Source organism: Microcoleus sp. Z1_B2 (assembly GCF_036700325.1).
GTDB lineage: Bacteria > Cyanobacteriota > Cyanobacteriia > Cyanobacteriales > Microcoleaceae > Microcoleus.
The window spans coordinates 1-21,511 of sequence record NZ_JAUBOQ010000075.1 but is presented as its reverse complement, the minus strand read 5'-3'; the positions used below and the strand labels follow the sequence as shown (position 1 = coordinate 21,511).

Genomic DNA, 21,511 nt, shown 5'->3' with positions numbered 1-21,511 from the left:
TCCCGCCCGTCCTTTTTGGACGGGCGGGACGCCCATCCCACTTTCAAGAGTGGAAGTTATTTAATTCTCATTCCTTACGCTGTTGTGGGGAGTAGGGGTTGAGCAGGAACTCCCGCCATCAAGCTTAAATTTAAAGGCAAAATAGCTTATGGGGTAACAACCCAGAATATTTTTGGCCTAAACTGGGTTTTTTGCATAATTTCTCCACAAAAAAGGGAGAAAAGCCGTTTTCTTTTCCCCCAAGTTTTCCTTGTGCCTCAAGCGCGAGCTCAAAACTATTCCAAATTCGAGTCCGGGTAGTGATTGCGAATTTGTTCGGCTTCGGGACAATCGTCAGAAACTAGGGGTTCGCAGTTAGTTCGGGATACCGAAGCCAACTTCTGGGATACAGCTCCAATACTTTCAAGACGCACCATTTCTTCCCAGGAGCTGATTTCGTCTTCTTCGTCGGTTTCGTAGCGCAGCGTGACTAGATCCCCTTCAATATCTAGGATACGAGCGCGCTCTATCCAACGTTGCTGATCTCGAAGAAAAATAGAAACCTCACGACCATCACAACAGAGTTGATAGATTTTGCGCTGTAGCATTTGTCAGTTCTCCTGCGCAGTGTAACTTGCTTAAAATATGGTCTGTTTACCGTAACGTACTTTGGGTTTTACATCGGAAGGCACAGCCGTATGGACTAGCCAGTTTCACGTTTTCCGCAACTTTGGTACCGATGGGAGTTACCAAATTCGATTTTACCACCAAATCTATCCAGTACGCCATTTATCCAATTACAGGTTGTGCAGCCAGTGGCATCTCTCGTGAGAGGCATTTGCCAGCATAGATCCGAGCATTAGGACTTGACTCGGGCGATCGCGATTAACAGCGACAATAACAACAGACTCTGCCTCTAAAATCTCGCTCTGTTTTGCCTCAAGTCCCCCAGAAAGCTATTGTTTCGACGTTTGTTCGATCGCCCGCTAACGCCGTCAAGGCTCAATCTCAAATCTCAAATCTCGAAGGGAAAGCTCTAAAGTGACACTCAAACAGCGACAATAAAAACAGACTCTGCCTCAGATATCTCGCTCTCTTATGTCTCAAGTCCCCCAGAAACAAGAGTGTTTGGAAGTTATTTCTAGCCCCCAGTACCCCCTATGAACTCAATCTAAAATCTCAAATCTAAAATCTCAAATCGATTGTTCGATCGCCCACTAACACCGTCAAGGCTCAATCTCAAATCTCAAATCTCGAAGCGAAAGCTCTAAAGCGACACTCAAACAGCGACAATAAAAACAGACTCTGCCTCAGATTTCTCGCTCTCTTTGGCCTCAACTCCCCCAGAAACAAGAGTGTTTGGAGGTGATTTCTAGCCCCCAGTACCCCCTCTTTCCTCAATCTAAAACCTAAAACCTAAAATCTAAAATCTAAAATCTAAAATCTAAAATCGATTGACTGGAGTGTGATAAAAATCACTGACAGCAGGCAGCCCCTAAATGTAGAAAATGGTGGCGGCCAACAACTAGCTTCAAAACGGGCAGCGGAACCTGTGGCGGTTAAGCTAAAAGAATTGCGGTTCGGTTCAACACAAATTGGAGTCATCGCTCGTGCGTATTAAGGAGGCTAATTGATGGTGTACGCAGAAAATTGGTCGCAGCCGTCTATCTTAGAGCTAGCGCGATCGGGCAACTTTCAAGCCCTGAATTACTGGATTGACAGCTTGCTGCGCCCCGAAGGGATTTATGCCCGCGTCGAACAGGCTCAGGCCGGCTGCGTCCAAATCCTCGTAGAATTCCAGCGCGAATTTGCGCCAGATACTACCTTACTGGGGAGCACTATCCGGGAAGGCTTAGTCAAATTTATTTGCCACCAACTCTGGAGACTCAACTCGCCAGCAGTAGAAGGAGTGCGAATTCAGGCGCGCTTGGCGGGGGATGCAGACATTCTCTGGAAACAGTCAGTGCGAATTGTCACTCCGGCAAACCGCCAGCGACGGCGTTACCGTTCCCTACCGATCGTCGATTGGGTTAAATTTAAAACGTATCGTTCTCTGCTGCTAGTGGGATCGGCACTTGCCTCATTTATTTTAGGGTGTTGGGTCAGCTACCACGAGGCTGTGGCCCTGCAGTTAGGCTCTTCAGTATCCGGCTACCAGCAAGGTGCGGTAATTTCGGGGCCGCCTCCAAAACGTGCGGATACGGTGCAAGCAGCCTTAGAAGTGGTACCAGTAGTTCAGCAAAAGCAAGTTGCTAATCCTTACGATCCAACAGTAACGCTGATGTTCGGAGGAAATGTGAATCTATCGGATGCGCTCGGATCATCTGCAGCCAACGATCACCAATGGGCTTTCGCCAATATGGACGAGTATCGGCAAGCAGATGTGGCGATGGTTAACCTAGAAAACTCCCTGACTCGCTCTACATTGGGCTCTGCTAAAAAACAATTAAATTTTAAAGCCGATCCAGAATCGGTGAAAGTATTAACAGCCGGAGGAGTGGATATTGTCAATCTGGCAAATAGCCGCGCTATGGATTACGAGGAACCGGGGCTGGTGGAGACAATGAATACTCTAGATAATAGTGGGATTCAACACCTGGGAGCCGGCAGAGATATTAAAGAAGCCAGGCGTCCAGATATTATTGAAGTTAAGGGTCAGCGGATTGCCTACCTCGGTTATTACGATGCCGAGCTGAACGTCGCTGACCAAGGGAAAGCGGGCATTAACCCCCGCCGCAACAATCGCGTGGCGGAGGATATTCGAGCTCTTAGGAGTCAGGTAGACTGGATTATTGTTAATTACCACTGGGGAGTCGAATTGGCAGATTATCCGGGGGACGGGCAGATTGATTTGGCTCGGTTCACGATCGACCAAGGAGCTGATTTGGTAGTGGGACACCATCCCCAGGTACTGCAAGGTGCAGAAATTTACAATGGCCGCCCGATAGTTTACTCGCTGGGTAATTTTATATTCGGCCCGAATGCTCGCAGGGATTACGATACCGCAGTCCTGAAAGTATCGCTCAAAGACAGGAATATGAAGGTAGAGTTTCTGCCTGTGGAGGTGAAAAATTTTCAGCCGAAGGTGGTCAAGGGAGCCTCAGCCGATCGCATCCTCAAACGCATTGAGCAAATTTCTAGTATTTTCGATCGACCGATGCGATCTTCTGTAGTTCTCGAAGCCCTACTCCAGCCAGGAGCGGCATCAAAAACTCCAAATTCGACCTTGCCAGGAGCAGTAAAGAGCGGTACATACCAGCCGGGGCGAGGTTCCGGGGCCAGCGACGGTGAAAGCAATCAGCAAGGCCCCGGACAACCCAAACCTACTTTGATTTTGCCGGCTTTGCCGGCTGCGCCCCAACAGCCGGACAACTCCTCATTTTTCCCGAACGGGACAGGGCCTGCAATTGAGTCAAATCCGCCTCCGAATCAAAATTTGCCGCCCCGCATCTACCCTACTCAACCTCAAAATCCCAGCCGGGAACCAGAGCCGTTTACAAAAGAGCCATTCATCAAAGAACCGTTTATTTCGCCCCCATCTCCCAATCAAGGATCGGTGCTGAGTCCCCAAAGCTATCTTCCCCCGACTCGGGCTGTATCTTTTGAAGTCGCACTCAAAGGGCACTCGGCCTCCGCGATCGTTCCAGCTACCACCAGCAACGGCTCCAAGCAGCGGATCGCCCTGCCTCCTATAGCTAGGAGCATTGGTTAGCCGGTGGGGGCCGGAGCGAGGATGCAGGGGGAGGATAGGGGCGGTAATGGGTGAACATCAAGATAATAGCGACCAATTATTAACGATCGATTTACTGACAACCAATGATCAATGACCTACTACCGATGAGAAATGTGTTTGCGATCGCGCTCAAGCAAAAGCAGTACAAAACCTATATCCTCTCCGACGAAACCGCTAACTCTACTCTAGAAGTTGTGCCGGAACGGGGCGGTATTGCCACTAGCTGGCTGGTTGAAGGCAAAGAAATCTTCTATTTGGACGCGGAACGGTTCGCCAATCCCGATCTAACTGTACGTGGCGGGATTCCCATCCTGTTTCCCATCTGCAGCAATCTCCCCGACAATACTTACACGCACAAGGGAGTGGAGCGTAAGCTCAAACAGCACGGCTTTGCTCGAGACTTGCCTTGGACAATAGGCGAACAAGTTACGGAGGGTTGCGCCGCTCTGACGCTGATTCTCGACAGCAGCGACAAGACGCTGGCTGTTTATCCGTTTGATTTCCAACTAGCCTTCACTTATCAGATTAAAGGCAATTCTTTGGAAATTTTTCAGCGATACACCAATCTGTCTGACGAACCCATGCCGTTTTCTAGTGGTTTGCACCCCTACTTTTTGGCGACGGACAAATCTCAGCTCCGCTTTGAGATTCCGGGGATGCAGTACAGAGATCAGAACACCCACACCAAGGGTTACTTCACTGGGGTTTTTGACCCGACGCTGGATGAAATTGATGTTTCCTTTGACGAACTCACTGGTCTTGCTGCTACTGTCACTGACGCGGCGACCGGCTTGCGGCTGACCGTCAGTTACAACTCCAGCTACGGGAAGTTGGTTTTCTGGATGGTGAAGGGCAAGGATTTTTACTGTTTGGAACCTTGGACTGCTCCTCGAAATGCCCTCAACACTGGCGAACACTTGATTTATTTGCCCCCCGGCGCGACTTGCGAGATGCTGGTTCGCATGACTGCAAATTTTATTTAAAAAAGACTTGCTATTTCAAATGAGGGGTGCTACTATTAGAAATTGTGTGCGGTAACAATGTTTTCGCGGGTCGCTAGCTCAGCGGTAGAGCATTCGGCTTTTAACCGATTGGTCTCGGGTTCAAATCCCGGGCGACCCATAAAAATTTGTGAGTTAAGAATTTTGAGTTTTGAGCTGAATGCTCGGAACTCAAAATTTTGTTTGTTGAACTTTTTAGTAAATCTGGAAAGATAGTGCGCGATCGGTGGCAAATTGTCTTAAGATTATCGTAAGAATTGAGCTTGTTCAAAATTCACTGCCCAAAAATCACAAATAATTAGGAGGAATATCTATGGCGCTTGTACCTATGCGATTGCTGCTCGACCACGCGGCTGAAAATGGTTACGGCCTACCGGCTTACAACGTCAACAACATGGAGCAAATCCAAGCGATCATGCGCGCTGCTGACGAAACCAACAGCCCCGTGATTCTGCAAGCTTCTCGCGGCGCTCGCTCCTACGCTGGCGAAAATTTTCTGCGCCACTTGATTTTGGCAGCAGTTGAAACCTATCCTCACATTCCCATTTCCATGCACCAAGACCACGGCAATGCCCCCGGCACTTGCTATTCTGCCATGCGCCAAGGTTTCACCAGCGTCATGATGGACGGTTCTCTGGAAGCGGATGCTAAGACTCCCGCTAGCTACGAGTACAACGTTCAAGTTACTCGCGATGTGGTCAATGTTGCTCATTCGATCGGCGTTAGCGTTGAAGGCGAACTGGGTTGCTTGGGTTCTCTGGAAACAGGGATGGGCGAAGCAGAAGACGGCCACGGCTTTGAAGGTGCGCTTTCTCACGATCAGTTGCTGACAGATCCTGAACAAGCTGTGGATTTCGTTGAGCAAACCGGCGTTGATGCTCTAGCAGTCGCGATCGGCACTTCTCACGGCGCTTACAAGTTCACTCGCAAGCCGACTGGCGAAATTTTGGCAATCAGCCGCATTGAAGAAATTCACCGCCGCTTGCCGAATACTCACTTGGTAATGCACGGTTCTTCTTCTGTGCCCCAAGAATTGCTGGAAATCATCAACAGCAACGGCGGCAAAATCCGCGAAACCTACGGCGTACCTGTGGAAGAAATCCAAAAGGGCATCAAGTGCGGCGTTCGCAAGATCAATATCGATACTGACAACCGTTTGGCGATTACCGCTGCGGTGCGCGAAGCTTTGTTTGCGAAGCCCGATGAGTTTGACCCCCGCCACTTCTTGAAGCCGTCGATCAAGTATATGCAGAAGGTTTGTAGCGATCGCTATAATTCTTTCGGTTGCGCCGGTCACGGTACAAAGATTAAGCAAGTATCTTTGGATGATTTTGCAGCTAAGTATGCTAAGGGCGAATTGAGCTCTTCTGCTAAGAAGACTGTGGCTGTTTAAGAATTTTAGGTTTTAGATTTTAGTTTTGTCTGAAGTCTAAAGTTATGATTGCCGGGTAGCTTTGAAGTTGCCCGGTTTTTGTTTGTGCGATTTTATGTATAGCAGTAGTTGATTATTCCCTCGATCGGCGGTTGAAACAGATCCTACACAAACTTTCGTCCCTCTCTCAGAGACTAAAGAATCAACGGGGTATTACGGTGACAAAGCAGGGCGCACAACGCGAATCAGTTTACCTTCCAAAGGTTCTGCGGCTACGATCGCGGTGTGGATTCGGTTAGCCAGTGCTTCTTAATTGCGATCGTTCGTACAGGCGATAATGCCAGCATGAAGGGGGTGTATGCGGTGCAGCCGAAAGAAATATTTACGGTTTTCGGTAATGACGACCGGTTTTTCGCTAGTAGCAAAAGCTAAAACATCCGGGTTAGGAATTTTCTGATATCATGTCCGATCAATTAACCATAATATCCCGGTCGGGGCGGGTTTTTGAGATGGTCAATTATTTGCCGCTATTGTTGGTGAACCCGCCCCTACAAAAATCGCGATCGCTCGACCGGACATGATATGATTCGCTCTGCCTGCTTCTTGGACAGTCAAAACATCATGTCCTAAAGCTCTCAGTAATTCTACAACAGGATAGGGGTATTGCTCATCGGCATAGAGACGTGCCATCGGCTACAAATCCTCGTCTATCACTTCATTGTTTTCCCGAATTTCTGTTTCAATTTCATCGGGAAAGGCTTCAGCATAGGCCCAAGCGTTAGCAATATCAGTCGCAGATAGCCATAGATAGCTTGTGAGTAAATCAGCTTCACTGTAGCCAATGCGACGAGCTTCTACAAGTCCCCAAACGGTGATGCGAGTGCCAGCAATGCAGGCACTCCCGCCACAAACATCAGGCGTTTTTTCAATACCGCGCCAAGGAGTGATTTTACCTTGAGTGAGGAGTTGAACGACTTGAGCTTTTTCGTCGTCAGAGAGTGCCAGGAGTTGAGGCTCTAATTCTTTTAGCGTCATGGCAAACAATGGAATTGCGATTACTGATTATTCTATCGAATTTATTCTATTCAGTCCGCGATCGCACGGGTGGTCATCACCTTGGTTTGATGGACGAAAATAATGCCTCCAAGCCTTTAATATAGCAACTGCCCGTGTTAGGACAGGTTATATTTTTATAATAAACCCCAATTTGTAGGGGCGGGTTCACCAACCATTTATGAAACCCACAAACAACCTCATAAACCCGCCCTCATCCGCCATTGTTTACATCAACATTTTACCAATAAATTAATCGTACATTTTTATTGTTGGTGGGCGGGGGCGGGTTTATAATATTATTCATTTTGAGCGTGAATGGTTGGCGAACCCGCCCCTACAGAATTTTGGGATGTTTTTTATGAATTAGGAAGCGTCATGTGGCGATCTATAAGATTGTCGAGCTTTATTTAGGGATTTTCGATGTATCCGCACCCTACCACTATGTACCTAAATTACACTGCACGGGCGATCGCATATTGCCTCAGTACAGGTGAAATCGTGTAAAAATTTGCTTGTTGTTCAATCAAGCAGCGCCGCGATAGAGATTGCAGCGCATTTGGTAAATCTGAAGCCGGAATTATCTCATTTTCTAGCAATTTTGCCCGGTTGATTGGCTGGCTTTCTTTGGCTAACAAGGAGATTACTTGTTTTTCCAGTTCCGATAGGCGATCGAACTGCTGCTGTAAAACATCTTTCAAATCTTCTGGCAACAATATCGTATCATTTGGTAATAACTCGGTCACGCCTCCCCCCAAGTCTTGAATCAGATTCGCCACGCTTTTTAACCATAAGGGGTTGCCTTGGTAACGATGAATGAGAGTTTCACTGTTGTCGCTTTCTTCTAACCCATAATCTCTGAGTATTTCCCGTGCAGCGGCGATGTCTAAACCTTTGACTTGTAAGGTGCGAATGGAAGTATTTTGGTTTTTAACTTGAGTCACTTCTCTCAGTTGTTCCCAACCTATTAACAGAAAGCAGCTTTGATGGGATAATTTTTCTATTTGTTTGAAAAAAGAGCGATAGTCTTCGGATTCTGGTTTATATTTTCCTGCCAATTCGCCGCTACAGAAAAGGTTGTGAACGTCATCTAAGACGATTAAACAGCGATGGTTTTGTAAATACTTGATCAGCGGTAAGGGTTTCTGGTTTGTTGGGGATGAATCTTGTTTTTCGGAATGGGAAAAAAGCTGTATTAGGTTAGATTGAAATTTGTCTAGGGTGAGGAATTCGTCTAGTGTGTACCAGGTTGCGTACTCAAACTCGTCTTTAATTTGTTGTACGAGTTGTACTGCTAGGGTGGTTTTGCCGATACCGCTGATGCCGGTGAGGGTGATGAGCCGACAGCGTTGTTGTAGAATCCATGTGGTGAGGGTTTGGAGTTCGAGGGGGCGATCGAAGAAATCACCCAACTCCGGCATTTCGCTTAAATCTTGATGCGAAGTTTTAGTTTGTTGTGACTTAGATGTTTCCTGATTTGGTGGGTGTGAGTTTGGGATATTTGGTGGGTGTCTTCCTTCTGCACAGATGTTGAAAATACTGCTCACGTTGTTTGCAAAGTTTAAAGCATTAGAGTTTTGCAACCTATCCATTGTGGAGCGAAAATTCGATTTACTGACATCTTCTCCTAACTCCTCTGAAAGTATCTGCCATAATTGCGATCCGATTTCCCTGATGCGACTTTCCGAACAGTTAAAATCTTTAGCTATTTCTTTGTATGTCTCGCGTTGTAGAGTTCCCTGCAGTACCGCTTCCTGTAAATCGTCAAGGTGCTGACCTGTTTTCTCGAAAACTATGCGATCGGCGACATTTAACATTTCTTTAAGATTCATCTGGCAGGGAGATGCGAGAGTTTTGTGTATTGTAGCTCACAACTGCCAACATTTTCGTACATTTTCGTACATTGTTCTACAAACTTAGATTAAAGTTAAAGTAAAAGCGAGGGAGAATTGGTGGCAAAATAGAACATTTTTGGGCTAGACAAACCTTAAATTTATTAAGGATAATGGAACAAGTATTAAAAGGATAAATTGATTTATGAATTGGGAAGATTTGGCCAGTAAAGCAGGTGAAGAAGTGGTAGAAAATGTTGTAGAAAAAACTCTGGGAATTAATGGAAATACAGTCAAAACAGTCAAAGCGGTTGCAGAAACTGGTGCTGCAGTAGGTGCGGCTGCCAGTGCTGCTACAGGGTTGACTGTTGCAGCAACTTCAGGAGCAGGAATTACTTCTGGTCTAGCTGCAGCAGGTGGTGTGGTTGGTGGTGGTATGGCGGTGGCTCCTGCGGTATTAGCAGCAGGCCCAGCTTATCTTGGGGCAAAAATAATGAATGAAACTTTGTTCAAAGAGCAATCGAACTTGTCTGAGGAAGAGAATGATGCTCGTGCAGCGGCAAGAACAGCTACAAACATTGGGGCTGCTGCTGGTCTAGTTGGTGCTGGTGCTGTAACGGTAGCTGGCGGTGCTTCTGGTGCTGCAATTATGGGCACCCTTGCTGGTATCGGTGGCGTTGTCGGGGGAGGCGCAATTGCTGGTACTGCCATAGTTGCGGCTGCACCTGTTGCTGCGGCGGCTGCTGTTGGATACGCAATATATAAACTGTTTGGAGGTAAAGGGTAAAGATAGTTAGTTCAGTTTGAATTGGTAGGTTGGGTTTCCTGTTGCAACCCAACCTTCATCAGCGTTTAGTCTGGCTTTAGTATTTCCTCGCACCTCGCAGCAAATATCAGAAAACTGCCAGCGATTGAAAAGGTAAGCTTGGCTATCTATATGCAGCCAATATTACAGCGTTGGGTTATAGGTTCTGTTTCGTAGCTTTGGAGTATACGGATGTTTGGTTGGCTATCTGAACTATTTAATTGGTTTTTCAGACTATGGAATCGGTTGGATGATAAAACGAAAGGTAAAATTATAGAGGAAGTTGTCAAGTCATTTGAAAAGCTGCTTCGTTCTTTTTATGGTTCGTGGAAAAATCGGCATACCAAGTGAGAATAAGTGATGAGTAATTTTAAGGAAGTTATGGATGAGATTGAGCAATCACCTACTCAATCAGTGATGAGTAATTTTAAGCAATTTATGGATGAGATTCAGCAATCACCTACTCAATCACTGCCAGAATCTGATTTAACTCTTCCATCCCTTCAAAGGGCTTTAACAGCAGGAACTTTCCTTATGTTGACGCCATTCTCATTTTCCAATAATGAAAAGCAAAAATTCTCAGAAGAGGTGTCGAGCTTAATTCAGAATGAATCTTTTTTATCTGACTTCAGCAATCAAATTGGTGAACCTTTGGAGCAGGAATCTGAAGATGACTTCGTGAAACGCGGTAGCAATAGGTTAAGAAAGATGCTTTATGATAGATTTGGCATCAAAGGTTGAATGGATATAATGTTCAGGCCTGTCGAAGTAGTCGCAGCATAACTTAGTCCGATCGCCCCACCAAGCATATTCTATTAACCCTCGTGTTACCCAACTTCTTTTTCCACTTACAATCTTATCCATTTCCACAATTTTAAAGTGCGATGTTTGCACACAGGGCGTGAAGCGTAGCTATCCAGTAGGGAATCGCCCCAGCAAAAAAAAGGGATCTCGCCTACAAAAATATAAAATATTGCCTAACTGAGTGTTTGTAGCACCGAATTACCTGTAAGGTTGGCATCAACTGTAGCTAATATTAACCCATAATAAATAGCTGTGGCCGCAATAAATCGGTCTCCGGGGTCTTGATGGGGTAGTGCAATCTCGCGACTTAAAATGGCAATGGAGTGATTCATTTGGGCTTCACGAGTTTCCAGAGTTTTTAAAGCTAAGTTAACCCATGTAACCGGATCTGGCTGTAAAGATATCCTTCCTTTTTCTGCAAGGATGAGCGTCTCCCAAATGCTAATTGGACTCAGCCAAAGTTCAGTATAAGGATCGGCGATCGCCGTTTGAAGTTGAAGCGATAGGCGTTGATCGCCGAGTAAATACCAAAGCCAAATGTGGGTATCGAGTAAAAGTTTCATTCCAAAACTTCCCATAGTTCGGCGACAGGAGCAATTAAATCTCCTAATATTTCACCGCTTCCTTTCATTGTGCCAAACACGGGGCGTGGGGTTTGGGTAGTGGCAGGATAGATAATCACTAATGGTTTCCCTTCATGGATGATGGTGAGGGGGGTTTTGGTACGTTCGACCTCTATAAGTAGAGTCTGGAGGGTTTGAGGTAATTCAGTCGTGGTAATTTGTGCCATTTGCTGACTTTTCCCAATCTTATTCTATTTCTACTATGATAATGCGAGGATTAGACGGAAAGCGATGCTTGAGTGAAAAAAGAGCGATCGCCCCTCGCACCAAATACCAAACACTGCGATGATTGTACAGCTAGTGATCGCACATAATCATCATCCCTAATGTGCGATCGACCTCCCGCATCAATTCTCCACAAAGCATCCGGCGGAAATTCGTTATCTGCGTCCAAGCGCACAGTAGCATTGTCGCCCAATTCCACCCCAGCCAACCTCTAATTTGATTGTGTGGTTCGCCGTGACTTCTGAATCTTACCGATAATGCCAGATAAAATATTTTTTCACTCTATTCAGTTAGCGATAAAAATTTAAGCAAACATAACATCGGGGGCGAGTTTTGCCGCACTCAACTCCCTCCTTCAAATTCTAACTAAATCCGCCCCTTAAACTTTCTCCTTCTTCCTTTGCGTCCTCCGCGTCTTCGCGGTTCGTTTCTAACGCAAATACCCAATCCAAGCCGGCAAAACCTCCGGCGAACCGTACCACTTCCCCGGAGAACGAGGCGAATGCCAAACCCCCTCCAACACCAGATTTTCGGCCCCGTCCAAAACAGCAGCTTCCACCGGCGTAATTCCATCTCCCCAAGTTTCGCCCTTCCCCACAGTCAACTCATAACTTTTGTAAGCCAGCCAAGTCCCAAAACCGCGCTTGCCAAAAACAGCCTTCCCAGCAGCGCACACGTAGCGCACCTGCGGGTGAAAAGCCCCTGGATAGTGAATTTTGACAAAATCTAGATTTTTGCGCGTCCAGCGCTCTTGAGAGACGTGCGGCGTGCCTAAAGTGATTAAAGTATTCACACAGGGGTGAGCTTCCCACAAACCCGCGTCCTCAAGCACGTCGCCGTGAATGGTGTAAGGCTTTTCGCCCAAATAGATGCGAGAAATCCAGCCGCCAGCGGAATGAGCGACGAGATTGATCTGCGGAACGCCGTATTGCTGTAACATTTGTTTGACCGTGCGATCGAGCTGTCGCAAAATTGGCACCATCGACCGCCCGCCAAAAGTCGGCAACCAATCTCCCTTGCCCAGAGGCACTGTTACTGTTGGGAAACCTCGATCGACCAGAGACTTTTCTAATTCCCGATAGTCGGAAGCAGCAGCAAAATATCCTGGTAAAATCACGGTTGGTAATGGCATTGTCAATTTTAGATTTTAGATTTTAGATTTTAGATTTTGCGGTCGGAGTGCTACGATCTGTTTTTCAAGTTAAAAGACACTTGCCGAAGCATCCTTTGGATTGCTAACATCTGCCACTCGTTAAACCTTTTGCTTAGGGAATATCTACTTCTATGGCTCGCGAGCCGATTCAAACATGGTATTTTACCCTAGTTGTCGTTCACTTAGAAGACCGTTTTCTACTGGTACAAGAGCGCAAGTACGAGCAGCAGTGGTATCTCCCAGCAGGGCGAGTGGAAAAAGGGGAAACTTTGCTCGAAGCTGCTATGCGTAATACCTTTGAGGAAGCGGGCATTTCCATCATCGTTGAGGGAATTCTCCGGGTAGAGCACACAGTGATGCCTAGGGGCAATGTGCGCCTCCGAGTCATTTTTGTGGCTCGTCCACAAGATAAGACGCCGCCCAAGAGTAAGCCGGATGAGCATACTTTGTGCGCGGGCTGGTATTCTCTCAAGGAATTAGACCAGTTGTCGTTGCGGGGAGAGGAAGTTCGGGAAATGTTTCAATATATGGCAAGCGGCGCTCCAATTTATCCCATCGACTTGCTCACCATCGAGGGAGCTCCTTTTAAAAATTACCGCTATCGCTGGTGAATCCATAGATTTTGGATTTGGGATTTGGGATTTTGGATTGAATAATTACTTCCACGGATGAATCCGGTTGTGTAACCGAATTGGAAACAGGGGTCGATCGAACGGATCGATCGTGTTTAATAAATTAGTGGCGCTCCAGAACCCGAAAAAAGACGGTATAGCAGCGGTGCAGTCTGTTTTTTCCATCGCCCCAGTCCCGCCCGCCTGACGCCTGCTGACCATTCTCAACAATACCTGAGAAACCGCGTAGAGGATTGGGTCAAAGGCATTAGGCAAGAAAAACAATGGTTTCAGCGATTAACAACGTCCTCACCCGATTGGCGGTTGTTATACCAGCGTGGAACCAGCCCAAAAACCCGGTTTCTAGGCTTGAGTGCTTGATGTGAGGGTCGCGAAATCTCAATAAAAGTCGATCGGGCAATTTCGATACCGACAGTGCTACAATTATACCTTTGAATTCCCAACCTCTCCTCATTAAAAATTAAAACGAATTCACACTCAATCACAACCACAACAATATAAATTACCCATCGCCCAATCACTCAATCTCCCAATCCCCCAATCCCCCAATCCCCCAATCACTCAATTTCCCAATCCCCCAATCTCCCAATCCCCCAATCCCCCAATCCCCCAATCCCCCAATCTAAAATCTAAAATCTAAAATCGAACAATCCCCCAATCCCCCAATCTAAAATCTAAAATCTAAAATCGAACAATCCCCCAATCTAAAATCTAAAATCTAAAATCGAACAATCCCCCAATCTAAAATCTAAAATCTAAAATCTAAAATTTAAATGACTGACTCTTCCTCCCTAGCCAACACCCTTTCCGAACCGCTGCGCCAGCCTTTTTGGTGGGCAGCCCTAGCTTCTGTGGGCCTGCACGGAGTCCTCGGAGCAACCGCCCCGACGCTCTCAAACATACTTTATGGTGGAAATTCCTCAAAAAATATCCCCGGTTCTGTCGGCTTAGTAGAACTAACTCCCGCAGAAGTCAGCCGCCTGCCACAAACCATACCACCGAAACCGTCTAATACGCGATTTACGCCATTTACGATCGCACCAGTTCCCCTTCCACCAGCGCCCAAGTTAGCCCCACCCTTGCCCCCCGCACCTGATACCATCAACTTGCCCGCCATGCCGCCGGGAATGCCCCCTCCTGGATTCTTTTCCCCTCTCCCTCCTTCCCCTCTCCCGCCCTTCACGGCCCCAACAGCCCCGCCACCTCCCACAACTCCATCCCCAATAGTCAGAGCCCCCTCCCAGCCAATACCCACTTTCGTCCCACCCGTACCTCCTAGCGGTTTCCTTTTCCCACCTTTACCTGGTAATTTCGATCGCAATATCCCGCCACCACCATCGCTGAATGAAGCGCCCCAGATTCCCGGCGGCGGCTCGGAAGATGAAGCAGAAGCGCTCAAAAGGATTATAGCCAGTAGAGGCGGACTGCCACTATTTCCAGACGGAGCTCCAGTCTTTACCCCGGAATTCCCAATTGGCAGGAATGTGGGACCCGATGGAGTACCAAAATTGACTCAAAAAGATCCCAATAAAAGGACTCTCATCGCAGAAACTCAGTCCGGTCAACCGGGTTCAAACTTACCCACCGACAGAGAGACACTGCTGGCGGCTGGAGAGACCTATGTTGCTTTGTTTGAGAAATTCAAAAAGGCTTATCCTGACTTGGAAATGACAGGCCCGACTCCTGTGCCTGTGCCTTATCCCGTAACAGCTTGCTCACAAAAACTCCAAGGAAGAGCAGTTTTTGGAGCAGTTGTCAGCCCTCAAGGCTTGCTCAAGGCCGAGCCACAGCCGATCGTCCCCACGGGTTACGGTATTCTCGATAATGCGGCTAAAATTGCGATTATTAGCCCTTCTCTAACATTTGAAGCAGCCAGCACGCACAAGCTTTACCAACTGGATGTCGAGTTTAAGTACGACGAAAAAGTTTGTAGTGGCATTCCTGTCACCCCAACCAGGCCCAACCCACCAGGCCAGCAGCAGCCCGCGCCCGCGCCGACAGCGCCCAGCAGACCAACAGGCCAGCCGCCATCCCCAGCGCCTACTGAAGTGAAACCGCAGTTCGAGAAGCCGCCTGCCCCCTCAAACAAACCGCAGCCAGGGGCCCAACCGTCGCCGCCCGCACCCAAGCCAGGGGCTCAACCGTCGCCCTCGCCTGAACCGAAACCAGCCGCGGAACAGTCGCCTTCTCCTCAACCGCAACCCGCCGAAGAGTCCCCGCAGCCCGAAGCCGCACCATCTCCTGCCGCCGAAGAGTCTCCGCAGCCGGAAGCTGCACCATCTCCTGCCGCCGAAGAGTCTCCGCAGCCGGAAGCTGCACCATCTCCTGCCCCGGAAGTGTCGCCGTCACCGTCGCCGGAAGCAGCGCCATCTCCTGCTGCCGAAGTGTCGCCGTCACCATCGCCGGAAGCAGCGCCATCTCCTGCGGCTACCGAAAATTAATTGGGCATCGCTAATTGGCAATCGGTATTGTAAAACTTCGTTGAGTTTATAAGCAATTATAAACAATAGTAGTTAGTAGTTAGTAGGGTGCGTCAGCTTGAATATTTGTAGCTTCTCAAACGAATTTCTACTTGCTGACGCACCCTACTTTATCAACTAAGAACGAAGTTGTTTTTCGTCCGCCTGACCAGGCTGGGGACGATTGAACTTTTGACTACAAAGCTAATTACCTATTCCCCTTAATCTCTCAATTGTATTGAACTTTATACATTTGAAATAAGTCACCACTTTGCTTTTTTACTACCTTAGCGCCTGCAGCTTTAATCATTTTTTCCCAATCTTCTATTGTCTCTAAAAATACTTCGCCGGCTCGATAAGTTTCCAAAATTGCCCAATCTTCTGCTAAAGGAGCATTGGGGTTGAGGACATCAAAAACAAAATGACCGCCCGGTTTTAGTACCCGCTTTACTTCTCCCATGACAATATTCCAATAGTCTATGGGATAGTAACAGCTAAAGCCTGTAGCGAGGCATAAATCGAACTGAGCCTCTTCGTAATTTAACTGGTGAGCGGGGGCCCATTCTACGCCTTTGAACAGCTTAGAATTGAGCTGAGGGCCGCGAGCGTTTAAGGCGTCTCGCGCTGCGCTGCTGATTTCTTGACCATAAAAATAGGCTTCCCAATCCCGCCAAGGGTAGATGAGAAAGCTGACTCCGCAGCCAATGTCTAAACAGCGCTGATTTTTTTGAGGTTTGGCAATTTTCCAGAAGGGAGAAACTGTTTTTGCTTGGAGAGTTCCTGCGACTGATTCCAGGAAAATCGGCATTGCTTCGACTTCTTCGGGTAAGGCGAAAGCTTCTCCTCGGTATTCGCGATCGAACCGGGCAGCAACCTGCGATAGTAAAACTTGCCAGCTATCTGATTTGCCTTTGGCAAACCAAGTTTGCTCGCTTGTACTTGCTGGGCGTTCGGACTTTTTAGACATTCTTGAATTACCTTTTAGAAGCTTTGAGAGCTTTTGTAAAGTTTTGGCGGTAAGGCTTATTAAAAATTAACGCGGGCCAGAGCAGCGAGAGCTTAAGGCGATTTGCAAAACTTCGATCGAAGTTAGTGCGATCGAACCCATTCCAAAATTTCCAAATACCGCCACCGTAAGCGATCAGCAATGCCAAGCTAATTAACGTACTCATTTAAAAAACCCCTAAGCAATGGATAGGATTTTGGGTCAGCTAGTCAAAGCGCTACCCTTAATCTATCATTTATCAGACGCCAAGGCACACCGATAGCTGTAGTAATTCCACCTTCCGAAAGAGACTGCAAAATCCCCGCTGGCCACAAACTTAAAAATAACACCCCCGAAATAGCTTTCACCGAGCAAGCAAGAAGGGACTTCTGGTAAAAGTCGATCGTTCTGAGGACTTATAAGATTGAATAAGTGAAGAATTAAAGAATTGGGAAGGAATGATGAGATAAGGGTTTCGAGTACGGGCCTACAGTTGCATTCTTTTTTTTAACTGGTATCACCCAAGATCCCCTACAAATCCGAGTTCGACCGGGGGAGTGGTGCGATGCCGCAAGTTCTAATTCGGTTGAAATCGGTTGCTGTTGGGGGACGGCCTGGCCGAACGGGATTTACCAGACGTGTCACTACTCGAAGATAATTAACTAAGAACTGATAGCTCGCGGCCGACGAATTACAGCAGGCAAACTTTTTCTAGCGGACAATAGCGGTAGAGAGCTTTTTAAGCAAGGAGGATTTTATGCGTGCAGTGCTGATGGCTGGGGGATCGGGAACTAGGCTCAGACCCCTGACGTGCGATTTGCCCAAACCGATGGTGCCGATTCTGAATCGCCCGATCGCAGAACACATTATTAATTTGCTAAAAAGGCATCAGATTACGGAAATTATTGCGACGCTGCACTACCTTCCCGATGTCATGCGCGAATATTTTACTGACGGGGCAGAGTTTGGCGTTCAAATGACTTACGCTGTGGAGGAAGACCAACCGCTGGGTACGGCTGGTTGCGTCAAAAATATTGCTGAATTGCTCGATCGCACTTTTTTGGTCATCAGCGGCGACAGCATCACAGACTTCGACTTAACCGCAGCAATCAAATTTCACCGTAGCCAGCAATCCAAAGCCACGTTAATTTTAACTCGCGTTCCCAACCCGATGGAATTCGGGGTCGTGATTACCGAGGAAAATTACCGCATCAGTCGCTTTCTGGAAAAGCCTTCTAGCAGCGAAATTTTCTCCGATACTATCAATACCGGCATTTATATTTTAGAACCCGAAGTCTTGGATTACCTGCCGGTAAATCAGGAGTGCGACTTCTCGAAAGACTTGTTTCCCCTGCTACTGGAAAAAAACGAGCCGATGTACGGCTACATCGCCGAGGGTTACTGGTGCGATGTCGGCCAGCTAGATGTTTACCGGGAATCTCAGTACGACGCGCTGCGGGCCAAGGTCAAACTGGATTTGAGCTACTACAACGAAGTTCGATCGGGACTTTGGGTAGGTCAGAATACTTTTATTGACGATAGCGCGATCGTCGAAGTACCGGCCATGATCGGCAACAATTGCCGAATTGGAGCCCGAGTTAAAATCGATGCAGGTACTGTGATCGGAGATAACGTGACTGTGGGGGCCGACGCTAATCTCAAACGTCCCATCGTCTGGAACGGAGCAATTGTCGGTGAAGACGCTCATCTTAGGGCCTGCGTGATTTGCCGGAGTACCCGCGTAGACAGGCGCGCTCACGTCCTCGAAGGTGCTGTCGTCGGTTCAATGTCCATCGTGGGAGAAGAAGCACAAGTGGGGCCGAGCGTGCGCGTCTGGCCGAGCAAAAATATTGAATCCGGCGCTCTGTTAAATCAAAATTTAATTTGGGGAGAACAAGCTAAGCGGAATTTGTTCGGTCAGCGTGGCGTTCAAGGACTGGCAAATGTGGATGTTACCCCGGAATTTGCAGTGAAATTGGGCGCGGCTTATGGCTCGACTTTAAAACCGGGGACTGCGGTATCGGTTTCTCGTGACCAGCGGAGCATTTCGCGGATGGTTTCGAGGTCTTTGATTGCGGGTTTGATGTCGGTGGGAATTAATGTGATCAATTTGGAATCGACGGCAATTCCGATCGCGCGCACGGTTTCGTCTACGATATCAATTGCTGGCGGCATTCATGTTCGCATTTCGCCCGATCGCTCCGACCACATTTTAATTGAATTCTTCGATATCAAAGGCATCAATATTACAAAAGGAGCTGAGAAAAAAATCGAGGGGGCTTATTTTAAGGAAGATTTGCGGCGAGCTCTAATTCCCGAAATTGGAGAGATGACGTACTTTAACCAAGCTCTCGATGTTTACAACCGCATTTTTGAGCGGCAGATGAATGTTGAGGCAATACGCTACAGCAATTCTAAGGTGGTAATCGATTACGTTTACGCGGTTTCTGGAGCAATTCTGCCCCAAATGCTTGCCAAGTTCGGCTGCGATGCGGTGGTTCTCAATGCCAGTCTCAAACAGACTTCTCTAAGCAACGGGGAACGGGAATATTTGCTCGACCAACTCGGCCGGGTGGTGAAAGCACTCAGCGCTAATTTTGGAGTGCAGGTATCGGCTAACGGCGAACAGCTCATTTTGGTAGATGAGTCTGGGATAGCGATTCGTGGGGAAATGCTGACGGCGTTGATGGTAAATTTGATGCTGACTTCTCATCCCAAAGGTACAGTAGTAGTGCCGGTTCATGCGTCTTCTGCGGTGGAGGCGATCGCCCGACGCTATCAAAGCAAGGTAATCCGCACGAAGGCGAACCCAACTGCTTTGATGGAAGCCGCTAACAGGAACCCGAATGTGGTTTTGGGCGGCAGTGGCCTTATGGGTTTTATTTTCCCGCAGTTGCATCCCGGATTTGACGGAATGTTCTGCATTGCTAAAGTGATAGAAATGATGACGATTCAGGAACGATCGCTCGGACAGATCAAGGCGGAACTTCCCCGCATCACCCACCGCAGTTACAGCGTCCGCTGTCCTTGGACTATCAAGGGTTCGCTGATGCGACATTTAGTAGAAACTCATTCGCCCGATCGTCTAGAATTATTAGATGGAGTGAAGATTTTTAACTACAGCGACGACAATTGGGTATTAGTTTTACCCGATGCTAGTGAACCGACCGTTCATATCTTCGCCAACAGTGAGGATCGAGATTGGGTATCTGAAACGTTGAAGGAGTACCGCGCCCTCGTTCACGATTTTGTCAGTCAAGCCGAGGCGGCGGTTCTCCAAGATAAATTTGGTAACGTGTAATCGGGAATTGGGCCTTGGGCATTGGCAATGGGGAATTGGTAATGCAAAAGTAAAAAAATAAAATGCGTTATTTTAAGTTTTACCTTTTTACTTGAAAGTTCATGCCCAATTCCCAATCCCGAAGTCCCTGCGCGGGCCAATTCCCAATTCCCGATGCCCAATTCCCGATGCCCAATTCCCAATTCCCAATTACGCACAGATAACAACAGATGAATAGCTGCATTTTGATGGCGGAAATAACTCAACAACCGCAACTCCGTTATACTCCTGACAATCAAGTTCCAATCGCTGAAATGCTGGTGCAGTTTCCAGGCCCAAAACCTGAAGATCCGCCCGAACGTTTGAAGGTGATAGGATGGGGCAATTTGGCTCAAGAAATTCACGATAAATATCACGAGGGCGATCGCGTGATTATTGAAGGTCGGCTGGGCATGAATACGATCGAAATAGATGGTATCAAAGAAAAGCGCGCTGAACTGACAGCTCAAAGGATTTACAGTGTCGGGGCTGATGCCATGAGTTCGGCTCCCCCAGCTAGAACCGCCCCGGAACCGGCTCAAATTCGCGACACCGCCCCGGCTAATGTGCCGAGCAATGTAGTACCTTTAGGCTCGCACAAGCGCAGTTCTAACAGCGCTCCAGGCGGCGCTAACCGCACGTCTAGTTCGGATTGGAACTCGCATCAGTCGTCAAATTCTGAGTCCGATCGCCAGTCGGGTTCGTCTAACGAACCGGAAAATCCCGATTACGATCCGATTCCATTTTAAAAATTAGGGTGCATCACTTTACAACTGGACTGTTCGCTCGAAAGTGACGCACCTTAATTTAAGAGCGATTCCCTACGGGATAGCTTCGCTCGCGCGCACTTCAGGAAAAAAAGGGCGAGCGAATTTGGCTGAACTACGAGCTAAATTGCAAATTTTACAGCTCGATCGTCACAACTTTTTTCTTGCTTTTTTCGTCGCGCAGCACGACTGTATTGTAGGGTGATGTATCCGTCCCCAGCGGAATTGGCAGCTTAAAGCTGCCGCTCTTATGCTTAAGTTCGCCTAAATCAATGCTTTTCGTTATATTGCCATCTGTTGCCAGATAAGCGGTAAGTTCGCCTTTATAATCTTCAATCAAAAAGTCTCTGAAGAAAACGACTTCCCCAGCCTCGGCATCGATAGCAAGGATGACCGTACCGCTAAACGTTGCGCCTTTTTCTTCTTCATCAACCGTCGCCATTTTAATTTCCGAGGGGTCTTGACCGGACATATCTGCCATAAATTTTTTCTCCTGAACTGAGCGCAATAATTAACAAGAATCATACCTGACGCTACGGGGGATCGCAAAACTCTTAGGACGTATTTCTGCATCTGTCTTGCTTCTGTCTGAGGTTAGAGAAGCCCGCGATCGCGCATTATACCCCCAAGTCTCGCAAACACCGCCGCGCTAATTCGATTCGATATTTAGCATCCTTACTCTGGAGTTTTTAAGGAGCGCGAATTAAATAACTTACAATTTTAATTGTTATTGTGGGATGGGCGTCCCGCCCGTCCTTTTTGGACGGGC

General features: G+C 47.6%; 21 protein-coding genes, 1 tRNA gene and 1 pseudogene. 11 read left to right on the top strand and 12 right to left on the bottom strand.

Features of this window, described 5'->3' with window-relative positions; translation table 11 throughout:
- Positions 1–275: 275 nt before the first annotated feature.
- The gene (locus tag QT984_RS28145) at positions 276–587 is read right to left on the bottom strand and encodes a DUF6679 family protein (protein ID WP_006633466.1); all 312 of its coding nucleotides are present in this window, start codon (positions 585–587) and stop codon (positions 276–278) included.
- Positions 588–1,444: 857 nt separating this feature from the next.
- Between QT984_RS28145 and QT984_RS28140 the strand changes: the two genes are divergently transcribed.
- From QT984_RS28140 to fba, 5 genes are all read left to right on the top strand, one after another.
- A complete protein-coding gene (locus tag QT984_RS28140) occupies positions 1,445–1,600 on the top strand; it encodes a hypothetical protein (protein ID WP_333053957.1) in 156 nt (51 codons plus the stop codon).
- 12 nt (positions 1,601–1,612) lie between these two features.
- Positions 1,613–3,691, top strand: a complete 2,079-nt coding sequence (locus tag QT984_RS28135; RefSeq protein ID WP_333053955.1) for a CapA family protein — start codon at positions 1,613–1,615, stop codon at positions 3,689–3,691.
- A 134-nt stretch (positions 3,692–3,825) separates the two neighbouring features.
- The gene (locus QT984_RS28130) at positions 3,826–4,695 is read left to right on the top strand and encodes an aldose epimerase family protein (protein ID WP_445243075.1); all 870 of its coding nucleotides are present in this window, start codon (positions 3,826–3,828) and stop codon (positions 4,693–4,695) included.
- 67 nt (positions 4,696–4,762) lie between these two features.
- Positions 4,763–4,834, top strand: a tRNA-Lys gene (locus QT984_RS28125).
- 192 nt (positions 4,835–5,026) lie between these two features.
- Entirely contained in the window at positions 5,027–6,106 is a 1,080-nt protein-coding gene (gene fba, locus QT984_RS28120; RefSeq protein ID WP_006633469.1) for a class II fructose-bisphosphate aldolase, read from the top strand.
- Between the two features lie 288 nt (positions 6,107–6,394).
- On the opposite strand, the pseudogene QT984_RS28115 reads toward fba, so the two are convergent.
- The 3 genes and pseudogenes from QT984_RS28115 to QT984_RS28105 form a co-directional block, all read right to left on the bottom strand.
- Positions 6,395–6,775: pseudogene (locus QT984_RS28115) on the bottom strand (DUF5615 family PIN-like protein).
- A gap of 3 nt (positions 6,776–6,778) precedes the next feature.
- Positions 6,779–7,120: a DUF433 domain-containing protein gene (locus QT984_RS28110; protein WP_333375442.1), complete on the bottom strand. Its 342-nt coding sequence runs from the start codon at positions 7,118–7,120 to the stop codon at positions 6,779–6,781.
- Between the two features lie 473 nt (positions 7,121–7,593).
- Positions 7,594–8,970 carry an NB-ARC domain-containing protein gene (locus QT984_RS28105; protein ID WP_333375439.1) on the bottom strand — a complete coding sequence of 459 codons (1,377 nt, stop codon included), beginning with the start codon at positions 8,968–8,970 and terminating at the stop codon, positions 7,594–7,596.
- Between the two features lie 205 nt (positions 8,971–9,175).
- Between QT984_RS28105 and QT984_RS28100 the strand changes: the two genes are divergently transcribed.
- Positions 9,176–9,757, top strand: a complete 582-nt coding sequence (locus tag QT984_RS28100; protein ID WP_333375434.1) for an RNA polymerase subunit sigma-24 — start codon at positions 9,176–9,178, stop codon at positions 9,755–9,757.
- 378 nt (positions 9,758–10,135) lie between these two features.
- A complete protein-coding gene (locus QT984_RS28095; RefSeq protein ID WP_333053940.1) occupies positions 10,136–10,516 on the top strand; it encodes a hypothetical protein in 381 nt (126 codons plus the stop codon).
- Between the two features lie 236 nt (positions 10,517–10,752).
- Here QT984_RS28095 and QT984_RS28090 read toward each other — a convergent pair whose 3' ends face one another.
- The 4 genes from QT984_RS28090 to QT984_RS28075 all read right to left on the bottom strand — a co-directional run bounded on the left by QT984_RS28090 (position 10,753) and on the right by QT984_RS28075 (position 12,559).
- Positions 10,753–11,142, bottom strand: a complete 390-nt coding sequence (locus tag QT984_RS28090) for a PIN domain-containing protein (protein ID WP_333375432.1) — start codon at positions 11,140–11,142, stop codon at positions 10,753–10,755.
- Positions 11,139–11,369: a type II toxin-antitoxin system Phd/YefM family antitoxin gene (locus tag QT984_RS28085; RefSeq protein ID WP_333053935.1), complete on the bottom strand. Its 231-nt coding sequence runs from the start codon at positions 11,367–11,369 to the stop codon at positions 11,139–11,141. Before QT984_RS28085 ends, QT984_RS28090 begins: the two co-directional genes overlap by 4 nt.
- A gap of 50 nt (positions 11,370–11,419) precedes the next feature.
- Positions 11,420–11,626, bottom strand: coding sequence for a hypothetical protein (locus QT984_RS28080; RefSeq protein ID WP_333375429.1), 207 nt, complete (start codon positions 11,624–11,626; stop codon positions 11,420–11,422).
- A gap of 231 nt (positions 11,627–11,857) precedes the next feature.
- Positions 11,858–12,559, bottom strand: coding sequence for a lipase (locus QT984_RS28075; RefSeq protein ID WP_333375426.1), 702 nt, complete (start codon positions 12,557–12,559; stop codon positions 11,858–11,860).
- A 152-nt stretch (positions 12,560–12,711) separates the two neighbouring features.
- Here QT984_RS28075 and QT984_RS28070 point away from each other — a divergent pair, with 152 nt between their 5' ends.
- Entirely contained in the window at positions 12,712–13,191 is a 480-nt protein-coding gene (locus QT984_RS28070) for an NUDIX domain-containing protein (RefSeq protein ID WP_333053933.1), read from the top strand.
- 45 nt (positions 13,192–13,236) lie between these two features.
- Here QT984_RS28070 and QT984_RS28065 read toward each other — a convergent pair whose 3' ends face one another.
- Positions 13,237–13,467: a hypothetical protein gene (locus QT984_RS28065; protein ID WP_333274738.1), complete on the bottom strand. Its 231-nt coding sequence runs from the start codon at positions 13,465–13,467 to the stop codon at positions 13,237–13,239.
- A 518-nt stretch (positions 13,468–13,985) separates the two neighbouring features.
- On the opposite strand from QT984_RS28065, the gene QT984_RS28060 reads away from it, so the two are divergent.
- Positions 13,986–15,653: a hypothetical protein gene (locus QT984_RS28060; RefSeq protein WP_333274741.1), complete on the top strand. Its 1,668-nt coding sequence runs from the start codon at positions 13,986–13,988 to the stop codon at positions 15,651–15,653.
- Between the two features lie 247 nt (positions 15,654–15,900).
- Here the strand turns inward: QT984_RS28060 and QT984_RS28055 are convergent, their stop codons facing one another.
- The gene (locus QT984_RS28055) at positions 15,901–16,638 is read right to left on the bottom strand and encodes a class I SAM-dependent methyltransferase (protein ID WP_333053930.1); all 738 of its coding nucleotides are present in this window, start codon (positions 16,636–16,638) and stop codon (positions 15,901–15,903) included.
- A 7-nt stretch (positions 16,639–16,645) separates the two neighbouring features.
- Positions 16,646–16,843 (bottom strand): hypothetical protein, encoded by a 198-nt coding sequence (locus tag QT984_RS28050; protein WP_333030091.1) that lies wholly within the window; start codon positions 16,841–16,843, stop codon positions 16,646–16,648.
- A 570-nt stretch (positions 16,844–17,413) separates the two neighbouring features.
- On the opposite strand from QT984_RS28050, the gene QT984_RS28045 reads away from it, so the two are divergent.
- Together QT984_RS28045 and QT984_RS28040 are read left to right on the top strand one after the other, a co-directional pair.
- Positions 17,414–19,957, top strand: a complete 2,544-nt coding sequence (locus QT984_RS28045) for a mannose-1-phosphate guanyltransferase (RefSeq protein WP_333053928.1) — start codon at positions 17,414–17,416, stop codon at positions 19,955–19,957.
- Positions 19,958–20,166: 209 nt separating this feature from the next.
- A complete protein-coding gene (locus QT984_RS28040) occupies positions 20,167–20,724 on the top strand; it encodes a single-stranded DNA-binding protein (RefSeq protein ID WP_333375422.1) in 558 nt (185 codons plus the stop codon).
- Positions 20,725–20,878: 154 nt separating this feature from the next.
- Here the strand turns inward: QT984_RS28040 and QT984_RS28035 are convergent, their stop codons facing one another.
- The gene (locus QT984_RS28035) at positions 20,879–21,223 is read right to left on the bottom strand and encodes a hypothetical protein (RefSeq protein ID WP_333240135.1); all 345 of its coding nucleotides are present in this window, start codon (positions 21,221–21,223) and stop codon (positions 20,879–20,881) included.
- Positions 21,224–21,511: the final 288 nt, after the last annotated feature.